Below are 16,294 nucleotides of genomic sequence, written 5' to 3'. Positions count from 1 at the left end.
AAAGTTGTTCAAACCCTCTTTATCTTCATATGCAGACACGCTGGTTTTAGCCTCTCTAAACTTGACCGGCGAACCGTAAGGCTGATACAGCGAGTAAACACGGCATCCCATCGGAAAACGACGTTGGTAACCCTTTGCCTCTTCGTCAGAAATGAGGGTTTGAGTGGAAGAGGTGGCTTTTACAAGATTCTGCGTCTCCGCATTTTGTTTGGCGAGTTGTGTATTCTGATCTTTGAGGACTTTAACAGCCGCGTTTAACTGTTCATTCTGGCGTTTTGTAGTTCGAATAGTTTCATTTGCGTCGTCGTTCTTTTGTTTTTGTTCTAACTCCGCTGTTGTCTTGAGTGAAATACGTCTTTCAACGATCCAATACGTTCCGGCAAGAGTTGTGCTGCAGACAAGGAGAAAAACCATTCCCCATGAGGCCAAGGATCGATTTTTACGAAAATCAAACGTAAAGCACCCGGGATGTCTTTCCCAAATTCGCCACCCGATCGTAGTGATCATCACAAGTATTACGATGTAGACAGCTCTTTCGAAACCAGAAACGACGTTGATGGCAATCGATAGAGCGACTGCATTTTCCATCCATTGACGAATAGGCGAACTTGGCGCTTTTGGCGGTAGCGGTGAAGCAACCACTTGCGTCTGCTGTGTATTGTTAAGTTTTCGGCTTCGTCGGCGGCCCATGATTTTCTCCAAATGACTTGCTAGCGATCCCCGCGTGAATCGCCGAATGCTTCGCTCCAGGGCTTGATTGTAACATCAACGAACTCTCGAACTGATCGGATCTCAGTGTGAGTGCGTTTCTTGCATCGGGGGGTGCGTCGTTGCGTGAGTCGAAGGTTGGCCTGGTTGCTCGTGAGGGATTTGCTGGAATGCGTGAGTTCCGCCTGCGTGCGATCCGGCAGAGGTTTGGCGATTGATTGCATGTGGCTTCGCATCATGCACCATGAGAGCAACTAATACCGCTCCATTGCCAAGTGGCCGAGCACGTCGAGGACGAAGTGGGCGATAACCGGAAGCCGGAGTCAGCAATGACCGGTTGCCGGATCGAGGAACTTCTCAACTTTCTTTGAAATATGGTGCTGGCGCCATTGCTCGGCGGGCGCGAGCGGTCGGTTCCTGTTGCAAGCACCGTTCAGGATTTCGTCGCGTTCCTTCTTCCGAGTCATCAAGATCGCTGGGGGAATGTGTCGGCCAGTCGAAATGTGATGGTGTAAGTTCTATCTTCGCGTGTGCAGCGCGGCAGCTGGGCACCCTGTGGAACCGGAATTTGCGTGGCAGCGGCTTCCAGCCGCTGAGCGTGGGTCATCACCGGCTGGAAGCCGCTGCCACCTTTCACGGCCGCCATGACGCTGGCCTGCATCGTGCGAACGGCGTGAAACTGGTGATACCCACGCTGGGTGGCCCGACCGCCTGTTGAGGGCGGTCGGGTGCCGGAGGCACAAGATGCAATCTCGTCGGCTGGCCATTACACATCTGTGGTGAATTCATCATCAGCTTCCAAACCAGGCGGCCGCCGAATCGGTAACCAACAGATTTCTGTTCAAAGTATCAGCGATCCGAACTCCACGGCCAGTCCCTGGCTCGCTCCACCAATCCGGCCCGAACGGGATTCATGTGCATGTCGTCCAGTTTTTCTTCCACCTTGCCCCGCTACCCAACGTTGAATCCGTAGTAGCGTGCCTGTCAGATGGGTTCGGTGGAGTCAATCTGGGACCAGTCACTCTGGAAACACAGGGGCAACACGGTTTTCAATGCTTTCGAAGTCAGTTTCTTCCACTTGTTCAGGGGCGGGCTCAATTGCCACGTTTCCAGGAACCAGATGAGAGCGAGGACGTGATCCGGCATTATCACAGATCCCAGGCAAAGCCCCTGATGCCGTGCCAGTCGACTCCCCAGGGTGCCAATGACGATTTTCTTCACTCGATCTTGCTGCGGGTCCTTGCACCTCTTGTCGCACGAGAAGGTCCCGAAGTGGATCTGCTCCTCAGTGTCGTAAACGCGTCTTTCAACCATGGAGGACAGAGCAAAACTGCGTGCGGTGATCCAAAGAGAGGAACACTCATGGTGGCCATTAGTTTCTCTAAGTTTGCCAAGAATGGCGTGACGGTGTCGTCACAGGAGATTGGAATTTCAGCTTCGAAGGGTAGACGCTGCCGTTGCAAGGCTTTTTGGGGGTGTGGGAGCTGAGCTATACTGCGTTTCACGAAACGGCGTGTGTGCGATATCTTACGAGTTGGTTGTGATGCGAGATTGGAATGTCTTCTTACGTGTCGTCGGGACCCTGTTGGTCGGACTGTTGCTTGTAACACGCTGGCCGATTCTGTACGCGACTATGTCTCTCATCTTTGCCGTTTATGGTTGTTACGTTATTAGACTCGGATTGAAGGGGGTGGCGAAGGGAGCGCAAAGTGATCCTGAACTTCAAAAGCAGTATCGGGACTGGGGCAAGAAGACAATTGTCCTAGGTTGTTTCTATCTCATGTTTGCATTGATGTTTTTCGGGAACTATTTGAGTCCGCCGGGGAATGGGCGTTGAAGCAGTTGGCCAGTTTGCTGCCAGAAGTGAGTGCGCGTACAGTTCGTAGTCTCCTCGGATTCGCCCAGGAGACATGCGGTCGAACGGTCGGCCCTTCAGGCCTTTTGGTGTTTTTCCGAATCACGTCTGGCCCGATGGGCCAGGCTATTTGAACGAATGGCCCTTTGGGCCGGAGAACGAATGGGGCTTTGGGCTCGAGAATGCATGTGAGTACACTTGGGACACAGTTTGTCTCAGGGGCGCAGCTTCAGAACGAGGCTCAGCAGACTCTATCGAGCTCACGAGCCACCCCCATCCCTGCAACGCCTCGAATCAGAGGGATCTTCAGTCCCAAATATTCAGTCAGCAGGACCGACTCGAGTGGAAGGCTGCGCAAGTTGCCAGCCGACCCGTTTCCAAGCCTTTGCAATCGACGAGCGCAATGCCGCGATGGGATTGGTTACGAACCATCTCGGTGACAGCTGCGGAGACCAAGGGTTTCTGCCTATGACATAGACGGATTGCCAGCCGATACACAGAATGACAGCGAGGCAGCTTCCTGAAAAGCAACACCTCGCTGTCACTGGTCCGAACGTTCCGTGAGCTGTTGTCCATGTCGCCAGCCGTCGGCAGACGCTTGAGATGACCCGCCGTTGCATTGCCCAGCAACAGCAGTAAGTTCGGTGCAAAACCGCAGAAGCTTTCTCGTAATTCGGAAGCTTCGCCCGCCGCAAACGTCGACGTCAAGGAAGCATTTCTGGCGGATTCAGGGTGACGTGTGCAACGAGGGGATTCTGTGCACAAATATCACACCGAGCGCCAGAAATGCGGATGACACCCCTCTTAGTGCCCACCGACGGAATCCATCCATTACCGGTAGCCTGCAATCTTATCTCAAGGCCCTGTCGGTGTGCACACTCGTTCGAGATACACGGTTTGCCTCTGACCTGTTCTGCTGGATCATCATTACAGGCACCGTCTTTTCATGCGCTCCGGAAGTTGGGCTACATCCGGTAATCACCATTGAAAAGATTGCTCATCAGCCATTCCCCAATTCAGGATCGCTCATTTCCTGGGGCCGAAACGTCGCTTCGCAATCAGGCCGGCGATTCCCGTGCTCAGGAGATAGAACATACTCGGTTCTGGTACTGCGACGGCCAGGCCGATAATGTCTGGGGAGCCACTGCCGATCTGACCGATGAATGTTGCCTGTCCTGTTGACAGATTAAGCGAGTAGAGTCGGTCCAAGTCTGCAATAAAAGCATTGTTGTCGGCAGTAATATCGAATCCGCTGTCACCCGAAATGTTGAATCCCAGGGAACCGACTGTATTAAGGACTCCGTTATTTGGTGGCTGCTGCCTCACCAGCGTATTCAGGTTTGAATCGATACCGAAAAGAGTCGTCGAGGTCGTTCCTGCAAAGTTATTTGTGTAACCGATTGTCGTGATGCTCGGGTTTTTTCCGAAATTTACGTCGCCAGCGGCATACGCAAGATTGCCGTCGATATTCACGTTCGTCGTTGGCGTTGCAAACGTCACCCGGTAGTTCTGGTCGGCCGTGGTATCAACGCGCAGGGCATCTGGAACGGGGTTGAAGTCTATTCCAATGTTTCCACTCAGGTTGAACGGAGATCCCGTCAGTCCCACTGATGTTGCCTGGCCAGTGACCGTATTGATCTTAAAGATCGCACCTTGGCCCATTCCATTGACTCCGACACCATACAGCTCCTTCGTCGAAGGTCGAAAGTCGATATCCTGCAACATGTAATCGCCGAGTCCTGTCACACCAACGGTATTCGTGATCACACTCGAATTCGACGAATTAAATGTCAGTAACTGATTGTCAGCGGTCAGCCCGGTGATGGTCGCTGCGTTCACAGACACGGGTAAGATCGCGACGAATGTGAATGCCAAGCACATTGAAAGTCGATGGAACATAGAACGAGTATCCTTTGAATGGCGTATTTGAGATTAAACTGGATTAAAAAAGGGAGTTCAGAAGGACCTAAAATGATGTTCACTACGACGAATTCATTTTTTCCCTCCGAGCCAATGTGAGAAGCTGTCGAAGGGCTCCCGTTCGCAATGGATATTCCGCTTAACACTGTAATTCAGGCCGAGTTCTGAATTTTCGGCACCTGTGCAGATTAAGTACTCGTAATGTGTCGTTATCACCGCACGCGGGAATGAATAGTGAACATGAGGGCAGTATTTGTCGTGTATTTGATCGCAGTTTGCTGACTGATCAGAGGGATTTGAGCCTTAAGAAATGCAATCGTGTGGAATCAGATCGCGCAGGGAGGCTGACCCTCGCACGCACTGACTCGAACGGCAACTGGCCAAGACGGCGCAGGCACCTCGAATAACACTCGTTCTCTTAACTGTGAGAATATCTTGGGAGCCCGTTTCCGATTCTTGAAGACGATGTGGGGGCCATGGGGATCCTGCATGTCCGGAGCTGAGAACTGGCCTCGTTGCTCGTCAATGATTTCCAGGAATATGTGACTTTTACCAGCGCGTGACCGGACAAAGGTTTGACGATCACGATGACATGCCTGAGATTTGGCATCACGCATCAAGAGAGCAGCGGATATCACTCAACGTCAAAGCGCGTGAGCGCGTCGGCGACGAGATCGACGACACCGGCCTCGGCAGTCAGCAATGATTCGTTCCCGCATCGAGGAACTTCTCAATTTTCTCTCAAGCATGGTGCTGGCGTTGCCGCTGCTCGGCGGGTGAGAGCGGTTGGATTCTCTGGCGGGCATGGATGAAGATTTTCTCGCGTCCTTTCATCAGACGAATCAAGACCGATGGGGAATCGATTGGCCAGCCGGAACGCGACGGTGTGAGTTCTGCGGTCGCGCGGCAGGTTTGCGCCCTTCAAGTGAAAAACTCCGTGGCAGCGGCTTCCAGCCGCTGAGCGCGGGTCATCACCGGCTGGAAGCCGGTGCCACGATTCACTGCCGCCATGACGCTGGCCCGTATCGTGCGAACGGCGTGAAACTGGTGATACCCCGCTACCTTCTTGACGACATTCTGTCGATGATTAATTATGCCGATGCAACTGGAAGCGCCGGAGAAGCTGGCATGCCAAAGGAACGAACATGGTCTGGGCATTCTTTCGTGGATGGCGGCGGAAGCTGGGCCTGCTGACGCTGGTCATGGCGTGCGTGTTCATGGTGGGGTGGGTGCGAAGTCATGCTGACTACGCCGAGTCTGTCGATCTCTCGTTGATACAGATTGTTTCTTCCAACGGATCATTTGAGATCTACGACCCGAAAGGGTTCAGAACCGAGACGCTGGAACTGGCTGATGGAAGGGTTGAGCTGGTTGAGCAAAACCTGCCGCTTTTTGAGATCGACTACATCGTCGTCGTCATTCCCCTGACGGTGTTCACTACATGGCTTCTGCTATCGAATCCCGGCAATCCCGCGACCGGATCAACAGAAGGGGCTGTGTGATCATGCAAGAATTTTTTCGCGGGTGGCGACAGAAGACGGGCATTCTCACTCTGATACTGGCGTGTGTCTTCCTTACAGCGTGGGTGCGCAGTCTGATTCTGATCGATCGTATTGTCGTTTGCATCAGTCCAACATCGAGGCAGCAATTCGGAACAGATTACGATGCGTTCTGGTTCGTTCATGAAACCGCTAATGGACCTGACTTTGGCAGCATTTGGCTACTTGACCGGAAGGCGATACCCCGTCCGCAAGGGGACTAGTTAATCCCGTTTCAACGGTTGGAGAGAGACTCCCCTTCATTCACTCTTGACTGGCGATGGCGACGGATCGGCTTCGATTTCAGCAAATGCCATTGGTTTGAATATTCGATGCCTGAATTACAGAGACGGTGCTTGATTTGTCGTGTTCCTTATTGGTCAGTCACACTACCGCTGACCGCCATTTCCGCCTGGCTCTTATGCAGAAAAACATCGTCGACGAAAAAGGAGCCCGTCCGAGACGGGCCCCTGAGTGCTTGCCGTCAGTCGATCTGACGATTTCCAGCACGACCGGATCGGATGGCGAGTTGAGCTGTGAGGCCCCCCCTGCTCTCAGGTGATTTTCCGAGCTAGAAGTTCGCTGCCACTCACGAGCGGGGCTCTTGCTCGATTTGTCGCGACAGGTTGGCGACTTTTTTGGCTACTGCCAGGCGGCGTCTGCTCGAGTGATCGCGGCTTCAGCCGTCAGCAACGTCTGACGAACGATCATTTCGCGACTCCCGACGCTTCAGTGTCTGTACCCGCTGTCTTGAGGGTTGCTCCGTAGCTCGATGAACGCATCTGTGCTCATCAGGGCTTTTCCGGGCGTACCTTGACTGAGCTTCCTGCTCTCCTTCCGTCCGGCAAACCAACTTGGGCCGGGATTACTTTTTCACTTTCGAGTCCAACTCGAACTCATGTGTGTTCGTACCTGCGGCGACGTCTGCCATCAGGCCGCTGGTCCGGACCTCCTGGTAGGCTTTGGGAATCTTGATTGTGGGGGCGGCAGGCTGGCCGGTCGATTTGGCGGCGAGGGGATCAACCGCCGGTGGTGGTGAAATGGCGACTCGGTAACTTCCGGGTGAGCATTTCAAGGAGTACTGCCCATCTTCCTGCAGTGGTGCGTTCGCGGTCTGTCCCTTTTCATCAATGAAGAGGATGGATCCGCCGCCGACCGGTTCCCCATCGAGACTCACCATACCCGTCACGTAAGATTGAGGCTTTGAGCCTGAGCATCCCGAACCGAGAAGGGAACTCGCAAGCAACCCCACCATCAGGACGAAGCCAAACAGACGATGAGCGTTCTTCAGCCGAATGAGGGGAACAGGTAATCCCATTGCAGTCTACCTTGTTTCAAAGATTTCGAATGGCGTTCGTACCAGATCTGGCAGGCCGGCCGGCGGACCTTTCAGCCGCGCCGGCCGGCTGCTTGAAGAGGCGGCTGCCTGCCAGCACCGCGCTGCAGGGGAACGCGTCGCCCCTCCAGCGAGAGGAGCGACGTGTTCATACCAGTCGGGAGGACCAACGTTTTGGGACTGTCCTTCAGTTGTACTGGGGGACAGCCAAATTCGCCGGTCACAATGTGATGAACGGTGAAGGAATTCACCGCTCCGCGTTCGTGGGCCTTAGTTGAGGCCCTCACCCATGACCTGTCCATCGTCCCGGATACACGTGTTGCGAAAGACGGTCCAGTCCATGCTGTTGCTGAGGAAGACCGTGCCGCCGTCACCTCGCAGGACGTGTGCTCCACCCGTATGTGCGGAGTGAATCGCGGTGTTGGTTCCGTCTCGGTGGTTGCCACCTGAACCGTCTGCCAGAGTGTTGTGGCCGACGGGATATCGCGTGGTCGTGGTGTTGCGGCTCCAGGGTCCTGCCGCCCAGGTGTAGACACCCCCAGGTTGAGGTGGGGCGACGGTGGCACCGGGGCCGATCCAGGCACCCCATTCGGCGCTGGAACGGATTTCAATCGGAGTTCCGCCGACGCCCGTCGTGCCCATCGCGGATTGTTCCCCCACGATGATCGTGTTGGTCAATCCGTCAGACGCATCGCGCATCCGGGAGACGGTATTCGCGACAAGCATCCCGTTTGCACAGGCATATCCCTGTCCCCCGGCAATGCAGCGTCCCATGCCTGTAGGATCGGTGGGGTCGATCGCGTTCGTCGCGGCTCCTGAGATCCCAATATAGGACGTCGTTGCGACTTTCGTGGGGAAGTCCGGTCGTACGTTCACGCGAGACGCAGAACTGGATGCGCACCACAGGAAATCCGGAGTCCAGTTATTGAGCATGGCGATGTTGACGCCACCGGGATACCCCTGATCGTTCCAGTCAATTCGGTTGAAGACGTTCGACTGTTCCATTTGGGGCAGGATCGAAACCAGCCACGAATAGTGGAACATTCCAATTCCACCGGGGGGGAAGGTGTTATAGGTGTCATGATAGTTATGTAAGGCAAGACCGATTTGCTTCAGGTTGTTCTTACATTGTGTTCGGCGTGCTGCTTCACGCGCCTGTTGCACTGCCGGAAGCAGGAGTGCAATCAGAACGGCGATGATCGCGATGACCACCAGCAGCTCGATCAATGTGAATCCGCGATTCGTTTTTCTCTTCATGTGGCATCCAATCTGTAAATTGATGAGTTGGACAAAAGCGTAGCAATCTCGAGAAACAACCAGCGAAGTCAGATACCGACAAGTGAGCAGATAGAAACGCTCACACAAACGAGTAGCGATTGCGAGATTCGCAACCTGGAGAGAAGTTGCAGTGATCTGCCAGAAAAACGCGCGAGTCCCCGGAGCGTCAGCGGAAGTGCAATTGTCAAAAAGATAAACGAGGTCACCTGTTCCGGGTGGCGGGCGTCGAATTTCCCTGTCGTATCTGACCGGGATTCGGAAACGCTTATTCCTTTCTATCGATAAGGACACGAGGGCGCACCTTCCCCGGGGAAATCGCCATCACGCATTGCTTTCTGCGTTGCGAATCCTCAGGTCAGTCGTGCGGTGAGAAGAGTGCGTTACGCGATGATCTCGGTGATCGGCGTACCGTGGTCGATCTCGAGTCGTTTTCGACCGGGGATTTCGAGCTGACGGGAATCCAGGCCGAGCTGATGCAGGATGGTGGCATGGATGTCAGTGACGTAGTGCCGGTCTTCCACGGCATGGAAGCCGATTTCGTCCGTCGCACCGTGTACGACACCCCGCTTCAGACCTCCACCCGCCATCCAGACCGTGAATCCGAAGATGTGGTGGTCTCGACCATCGGCACCTTGAGTTCCCGGAGTCCGACCGAACTCCGTACAGAAAATGACGAGAGTCTCATCCAGCAATCCTCGTTCGTCCAGATCGTGCAACAGGCCTGCGATCGGTTGGTCCACGGCGCGGGCGAGTCGTCCGTGGTTTTCTTTCAAGCCACCATGAGCGTCCCAGGCACCGGCCCCACCCCCCCCGTGCTGAATCTGGATAAACCGGACGCCCCGTTCGATGAAGCGTCGAGCCGCCAGCAGTTGCGTTCCGAACTCTTTGCTGTGAGGCTGATCAAGTCCGTACAGCGCCTGCGTGCTGGCTGTTTCTTTGGAGAAGTCGACGATGTCGGGGATCGAAGTCTGCATCCGGAACGCAAGTTCGTAGGAAGCAATTCGTGCGGCCATGGACGGGTCATTCGGATATTCAACACCGCGAATGGAGTTGAGATCCCGCAGGAGACTCTCGCCGATCTGCTTTGCGTCCGACGACATGGGACGTTCGGGCCGGTTGAAGTCGAGAGGATTACTCGGATCGATCCGCAGGGGGACCGCGTCGTGGGCGGGGCCCAGGTAATACCCGTCTCGTTTGTTCCAGTATTCTCGTGTTCCGATCGAGATGAATTGCGGCAGGTTCTGGTTCAGCGAACCGAGTCCATAATGGACCCAGGCCCCGAGAGTGGGGAACTGGCCATCGTTTGTGTGGCGTCCGGAGTGGAACTGGGTCTGTGCTCCGTGGTTGCTGTCTGTGGTCCACATGGACCGGACAATCGCGAGTTTGTCGACGTGGCGAGCGATCTGCGGGAACCAGTCGCTCACCTCAATGCCACTTTCCCCATGTTTCTGGAAACCGACCTGCAGCGGATAAAGTTTGTTTCGCTGCAATCCGTTGCCGTCTGGTGCCACCAGTTTCTCGATGGCCAGTTTCTTGGGGTCTTGCGTGTCGGCGAACGGTGTCTCGGCGATCGTCTTTCCGCCGTACTGAGTCAGCATGGGCTTCGGATCAAAGCTTTCCATGTGGCTGACCCCGCCGTTCATGAACAGCCAGATCACGCTTTTCGCCTTGGGTGGGAAATGGGGCGTCCCCGTCGGGGGGGCCCAGTCGGCGCGGGCGACTCCATCCCGATGCAGCATGGCGCCGAGAGCCAGTCCCGTAAAACCCATTCCCAGGTCAGAGAGGAACGCTCGTCGAGGAAGGGATGAATGAAATGGTGACGTTATCATGAGTGATCCTTTCCAGACGGTTCAGCGAAGCGTGACGAAGTCGTTGTGATTCATCAGAATCCAGATCAGATTGGCTCGAGACGGGTCCACCGACTCCCCATTTTCGCTCTTCCAGCGTTTCATGGCGTTCAGGCTGGCTGCGATTTCTGCTTCATTGGGATGCATACACAGAACCAGCGCGAAAGCCCGTTTGACAAAATCCGTGTCATCGGTCGATTGCTGTGAAATGCGATCGGCAATCTGTCGGGCTGAATCGAGCACCAGCCTGCTGTTCGTCATGGCCAAAGCCTGCTGCGGAACAATGCTTTGCTCGCGGCGGTAGCACTCGCCGACATCCGCTTCATCAAACGTTGTCAGAAACAGATTCCGTTCATTATTCGAATGGAAAAAGTACATGCTGCGACGTTTTGAGTCGGCTTGCTGTGCAGGCATGACAGAGGGCCCCCCCATGGTGGGGTCGAGCGTTCCCGTGAGGCTGAGGATGGAATCCCGGACCGCTTGGGACTCAATTCGGATCGGGGTTCGTCGCCACCAGTAGCGGTTGTCGGGATCTTTCTTAAGGCAGTCTTCCGCGTCGACGACTGAGGAACTCATCCGGTAAGTCGACGACATAACGATCAATCGATGCAGGGTCTTCAGGCTCCACCCCTGTTCCATCAGCTCCGAAGCAAGCCAATCGACCAGTTGAGGATCTGCTGGTGCGGGACTGTTTCTTCCCAGGTCGAAGGGGGCTGGGGCGAGTGGCGTACCAAAGTGCCTGTTCCACAGATGGTTGACGGCCACACGCGCGGTGAGCGGATTGCGTTTGTCCGTAATCCACTTCGCCAGTGCCAGACGTCGACCTGTACTTTGGGCAGGCAAGGCGGGTGAGGGATCATCGGCTCCTGTATTTCGAAACCGTGTGGCAGTCCAGCGGGTCCCCGTGAATGGGGTGTAAGCATCGCCTTCCTTGATCGGCGACTGTGCCAGGGATTCTGCGTCGGTCAGCTTCTTCCGGGCTTCGTCGAGTTTCTTCTGCGCGTCTTCTTTCTTGGCATCATTGGCACTTGCGTGAGCGTGCTGAGCGAGGAGCACGTCACGTTCGGCTTGAGCGATCGCGAGGTGCCGCTCCGCTTCAATCGCGGTGGCCTTTCTGGCCATTTGCAGATCTTGAGCGGCGTTTTCCTGCAATGCCCGCGTGGCTGCCACGCGAGTTTCGACACTGGAGAGTTCGGCCCGGGCGATCTTCAGTTCGGCGTCGGCCAGTTCGAAGTCATTCTGGTCGCTTCCCAGGGATTTCCCCATCGGGTCTGTCAGCAGCTCATTCCCAGGCAGTTCGGAAAGCTGGAACTCATGAAAAGTGGCGAGGGCATCGAACGTCATTAACCGCAGCGATCCCTTCCGTCGAGGAATCGGAGTGCGGTACGCCAGGAGATGTTCCCCGTTGATCGTGGCGTTGATCAGTGATCCTCGAACCCGGAGCTCCAAGACATATTCGCGACCGAGCTCGAAGGACATCGACTTCCTGCCGTCTCCCGGGTAACTCCATTCTCCCCCCGTGCGGTACGAGAATTGAACTTTCGAATCGGCCATCGATGCACTGACGTAAAGTTCCTGGCTGGTCTCGGACGCGTCACCGGGAAAGTTCTCGGAACTGATCGTGTCGAACACGATTCCCAAGCTGCGCCACTGGCTTCCGCCGTTGATGGTAAATCGCAATACCGCCTTGAAGTTATCGGGAGCGCTCTCCAGCAAAGTGACCGTCGGTTGATCGGTACCGTCTTTTGTTTGCTCGAGTTTTCCCGGCGAATGGACCCAGCCTTTGCCGTCAAGTCTCCAGCGGGCTGGATCCAGCGTCTCGAATGTTTCTTGAATTGGCCGAGGTGCGTCCGATGCCGCCTCTGCAGAGGTGGTCGTGGCTCGTTCCAGAACCTGCAGGGCTGCCTGCCGCTTTGCTTCCGCCGACTGAAGCTTCTGCCGCGCAGCCGCCACATAGTTTTCCATCACCCAGGGACGCAGTCCCGGCTGTGATGCGGTGGGAGTGAGACTGACCGGCTCGATCTTGAGTTCATCGAAAGCCAGCAGCTCGGGAACACCGGGATGAATGGCCGTCCCCTTGTCGGGCTGCGCCTCGTCCCCTCGAATGAATCGGTAGGTGGGGATGTCTGGCAGACCGTCAAAAGCGCGGGGAATGCCATTCTTGTTGAAATCGATCTCCCCCGGAACCATATCGATGCGAGTCAGATAGGGCTCGAAGAACGAACGCATTTTGTAGTAGTCGACCTGCGAAACCGGGTCGAACTTGTGATCATGACATTTGGAGCAATTCATCGTCAGCCCCAGCATGGACTTGCTGACGTGCTCGACGGTTTCCTCCATCCATTTATTACGATTGAAGATGAAGAAATTCCTAACCAGGAACCCCGTCGCGCGGAGTTTATCAGGGTCGTCGGGAGCGATTTCATCGGCGGCGAGCATCAAACGGAGCATCTCGTCGTAGGGCGTGTCACGATTGAGGGATTCCACAATCCAGTCACGCCAGTGCCAGATATGTCGGTCGCTGTTTCGGAGTTGATCTCCCAGTCCCCACCAGTCGCTGTAGCGCCAGATATCCATCCAGTGACGGCCCCAGCGTTCGCCGTGACGAGGGTCTTCCAGCAGTCGATTAACCGCTTTTTCGTACCACTGTGGTGATGTGTCGGATTCAAATGCGGCAATTTCTTCGGCCGTGGGAGGGAGGCCGATCAGATCCATCGTGAGTCGTCTGAGCAGGACGATTCGAGGGGCTTCCGGCTGAGGGGTCAAACCGTGTCGTTCGTGCCCTGCAGAGATCCAGGCGTCGATCGGATTGCGAACCCAGGCGGTATTCTTGACCACTGGGACTTCAGGGCGTACGACCGTGCGAAACGACCAGTGTTCTGTCGGGTCAGACTCGGGTTGCTCATCGTCGGGAGCGGGAGCGCCTGCAGCAATCCATTTCCGCAGCAGCGCAATCTCTTCTTCTTTGAGGGGCTCACCCTCCTGTTCGGGGGGCATGCGGACCGAGGTGTCTGTCGCGGCGACTCGTTCCAGCAGCAGACTGGAATCGGCGTTTTCACCTGGAGTGATGACTTTTCCGGAGTCACTTCCCTTGAGGATCAACCGGGCGGTATCCAGACGGAGGCCCCCTGCCTGTTTCAGTCCGCCGTGGCAGGCGTAGCAGCGTCCCTTGAGCAGTGGCTTGACCTGCGTCTGGTAATTCACGCCATCATCGGCGGCGGCAGCGAGCGAAATCAGATTGAACCAGCAGGTCGCGAAGAACCATCGTTGTAGAGAAATCCGCATTGTGCACCTTCTGAAACATGAGTTTGCGGCTTTATCTATCGTCTTGCTCGTTTGCCTTCCCCGAAATCTGCGTCAGGATCGGGTGATTATTGAGAATATGATAGCTAAGGGATCGCCGAGCACTCTGCTCATCTCGATTGAGAAGAAACGTCAAAATTTCTCGATGTTGACGGACTGTTTCGATCGCGGCATCGAGGTCGTGGTCTTCCCAGTGGAAGAGCAGTTCGTAGTAGCGGCCCTGGCGAACGAAGAAATCTTTAATGTAGACATTACCCGACAATTTGATCAGATAGTTGTGCAGTGATTCATCGATCAGAGGCAAACTTGACGGATCGGCCGGATAAACGTTTGCGTCCAGTATTCGCTGTAATTCTTGTGAGTCCAGTCTGGGAAACGCGAGCGCGAGCGCCTTGAGTTCCAGCGATTCGCGAACTTCAACGAATGCCTTCAAGTCGTCCTGACGAAATGCCCTCAGCCGCCATCCCCGTCGGGGAATGTGATCAAGCATCCCCTCCCCCGCCAATCGGTGAAAAATGTTCCGTATCACCGAACGACTGACGTCGTACTTCTCGGCAGTCACTTCTTCCCGCAGGTAAATCGAATCTCCTTCCAGGCTCGCCTTAACGAGGTCGTTTGAAATGGTTTCGTACGGGTCGCGAAGAGGTTCAGGTGGTTCCGCAGGAGGCAATTCCCCTTGTTGCGGCGGGCAGGTCACACTGGCGATCAGTCGACGGTTTGAGCCTTTTTCAAGCAACCCCTCACTGATTAACTCGGCAATGGCAGATCGAATCGGTGTGTGGCTGACATCGTAGTGTTCCGCCAGCGCGTCGATTGTCAACTGCGCAGGTTGAACCATGCCCGATTTCAGGCGGGCTTCTAGATCACTTTTGATGAAGTCTGCGATATACATCAAAGATAGCGTACTTGTTATTGAATACAAAAGCAAGTACATTGTCTTCAAAATCAAATCTCCAGTCGTGTGCACACTTCACTCTGTCATGGAATCTCAATGAAAATTACGGCGATCGAGACTCACGTCTGTCATGCCCGCATGCGGAACTGGATTTTTGTCAAAGTCATTACGAATCAGCCGGGGCTCGTCGGTTGGGGTGAAGCAACGCTGGAGTGGCATACCCGCAGCGTGGTGGGCGCGATCGAAGATCTCTGTCAGTTACTTGTGGGGGAAGATCCGCGTCGGGTGGAATACCTGTGGCAGATGATGTGGCGACAGCACTTCTGGCACGGGAACGGCATCGTACGATCGACTGCCATCGCCGGAATCGACTTGGCTCTGTGGGACATTCTGGGCAAGATTCATGGCGTGCCATGCCATCAACTGTGGGGCGGCCCGGTACGCAACTCGATTCGACTCTATTGTCATCTGGGGGGTGGGAACCTCGAGAGCTTCTATGAAACTCCCGTCGACAACGCGAATCAGTTCGCCGATCTGGCTCGGCAGGCGGTTGAGGAAGGATTCACCGCCTTCAAATCGATGGCGGTCCCCCCAACGATGCCGATCGAGGGGATGCGTTCGATCAAGGCGGCCGATGCCTGCGTTTCCGCGATGCGCGACGCTGTCGGTGACGACATTGATATTATGGTCGACTGCCACGCTCGCCCTTCCCCGGCCATGGGGATGCAGTTCGCCCAGGCTCTGGATCAATATGGGCTCTACTTCTTCGAAGAACCCTGCTGGCCGGAAAGTCTGGATGGTCTGGCCGCGATCAATGCCGCGGTAGTCACTCCGATCGCAACAGGGGAACGATTGACTCATCTGGCGGCGTTCCGGGACCTGTTCGCTGTCCGCGGATGTGAAATCTGTCAGCTTGATCTGACTCATTGTGGTGGCTTCACTGAAGCGCGGCGAATCGCGGCTCTGGCGGACGCTCACCGGATTGCCCTGGCGCCCCATAATCCACAAGGGCCCGTCAGCACGGCCGCCTCGCTGGAATTCGGGTTCTCGCAACCGAACTATATCATCTGTGAATCCGTGCATCAGGACGTTCCGTGGCGTGATGAAGTTGTCGATGAGGGCTACGTGATTGACCCTCGAACAAGGACCGTCACTCCCAATACGCGTCCCGGGCTGGGGGTCACCGTCAATGAAGAGGCGATCAAGAAGTATCCGTTCCAGCAGGAAGTACTGCAGCGAACCTTCTACAGCGACGGTGCGGTGGGCGATTGGTGATCTGGCCAGCCGGTCCAGCGCGGGAGCCCGATTGATGAGCTGGACGCTGGACTGACCTGCGCTCTGGAGCGCCCGACGACGTAAGCACGGTTTGTGGCAAGCAGATTTCGTGTGACGGAATTGGCTTTGATTTGAATCCCGCAGCGACAGGAATATCACTTCATGACGGTTTCCCGTGATCATGGCACGCTCCAGGGTGTGCTGCCCGTCCTCCATACTCCCTTTTTTGAGGATGAGTCGATTGACTGGAGCACGCTGGAGCGAGAGATCGACTGGGCGTTTGAGGTTGGTGCAGACGGTGTCGTAGTCGCCATGGTCAGTGAAGTCTGTCGGCTTCCG

At 55.5% G+C, this 16,294-nt stretch carries 11 protein-coding genes; 2 read left to right on the top strand and 9 right to left on the bottom strand.

All coding sequences use genetic code 11. From position 1 onward, the window contains the following. The 4 genes from VGE80_RS15250 to VGE80_RS15235 all read right to left on the bottom strand — a co-directional run. Window positions 1-690: hypothetical protein (locus VGE80_RS15250; RefSeq protein WP_440593257.1), on the bottom strand; the 690-nt coding region annotated here is incomplete at its 3' end. A 484-nt stretch (window positions 691-1,174) separates the two neighbouring features. Continuing rightward, on the bottom strand, window positions 1,175-1,354 hold the full coding sequence (locus VGE80_RS15245; RefSeq protein WP_440593256.1) for a hypothetical protein: 180 nt from the start codon (window positions 1,352-1,354) through the stop codon (window positions 1,175-1,177). Between the two features lie 338 nt (window positions 1,355-1,692). Beyond that, on the bottom strand, window positions 1,693-1,929 hold the full coding sequence (locus VGE80_RS15240; protein ID WP_440593255.1) for a hypothetical protein: 237 nt from the start codon (window positions 1,927-1,929) through the stop codon (window positions 1,693-1,695). A 1,660-nt stretch (window positions 1,930-3,589) separates the two neighbouring features. Further along, entirely contained in the window at window positions 3,590-4,462 is an 873-nt protein-coding gene (locus tag VGE80_RS15235) for a DUF4394 domain-containing protein (RefSeq protein WP_440593254.1), read from the bottom strand. A gap of 1,166 nt (window positions 4,463-5,628) precedes the next feature. Here VGE80_RS15235 and VGE80_RS15230 point away from each other — a divergent pair. Further along, a complete protein-coding gene (locus VGE80_RS15230) occupies window positions 5,629-5,985 on the top strand; it encodes a hypothetical protein (RefSeq protein ID WP_440593253.1) in 357 nt (118 codons plus the stop codon). A gap of 901 nt (window positions 5,986-6,886) precedes the next feature. On the opposite strand, the gene VGE80_RS15225 is transcribed toward VGE80_RS15230, so the two are convergent. The 5 genes from VGE80_RS15225 to VGE80_RS15205 form a co-directional block, all read right to left on the bottom strand. Then, entirely contained in the window at window positions 6,887-7,339 is a 453-nt protein-coding gene (locus tag VGE80_RS15225) for a hypothetical protein (RefSeq protein ID WP_440593252.1), read from the bottom strand. A gap of 288 nt (window positions 7,340-7,627) precedes the next feature. Continuing rightward, window positions 7,628-8,614 (bottom strand): DUF1559 family PulG-like putative transporter, encoded by a 987-nt coding sequence (locus tag VGE80_RS15220; protein ID WP_397569545.1) that lies wholly within the window; start codon window positions 8,612-8,614, stop codon window positions 7,628-7,630. A gap of 401 nt (window positions 8,615-9,015) precedes the next feature. Continuing rightward, window positions 9,016-10,464 (bottom strand): DUF1501 domain-containing protein, encoded by a 1,449-nt coding sequence (locus tag VGE80_RS15215; RefSeq protein WP_440593251.1) that lies wholly within the window; start codon window positions 10,462-10,464, stop codon window positions 9,016-9,018. 21 nt (window positions 10,465-10,485) lie between these two features. After that, window positions 10,486-13,767, bottom strand: a complete 3,282-nt coding sequence (locus VGE80_RS15210; RefSeq protein ID WP_440593250.1) for a DUF1553 domain-containing protein — start codon at window positions 13,765-13,767, stop codon at window positions 10,486-10,488. 31 nt (window positions 13,768-13,798) lie between these two features. Then, on the bottom strand, window positions 13,799-14,677 hold the full coding sequence (locus VGE80_RS15205) for a GntR family transcriptional regulator (protein WP_440593249.1): 879 nt from the start codon (window positions 14,675-14,677) through the stop codon (window positions 13,799-13,801). Window positions 14,678-14,776: 99 nt separating this feature from the next. On the opposite strand from VGE80_RS15205, the gene dgoD reads away from it, so the two are divergent. Beyond that, window positions 14,777-15,955, top strand: a complete 1,179-nt coding sequence (dgoD, locus tag VGE80_RS15200; RefSeq protein WP_397569549.1) for a galactonate dehydratase — start codon at window positions 14,777-14,779, stop codon at window positions 15,953-15,955. Window positions 15,956-16,294: the final 339 nt, after the last annotated feature.

It is taken from the genome of Schlesneria sp. (assembly GCF_036405755.1).
GTDB lineage: Bacteria > Planctomycetota > Planctomycetia > Planctomycetales > Planctomycetaceae > Schlesneria > Schlesneria sphaerica.
The sequence above is the reverse complement of the archived record's forward strand: the minus strand, read 5'-3'. Positions and strand labels throughout refer to the sequence as shown.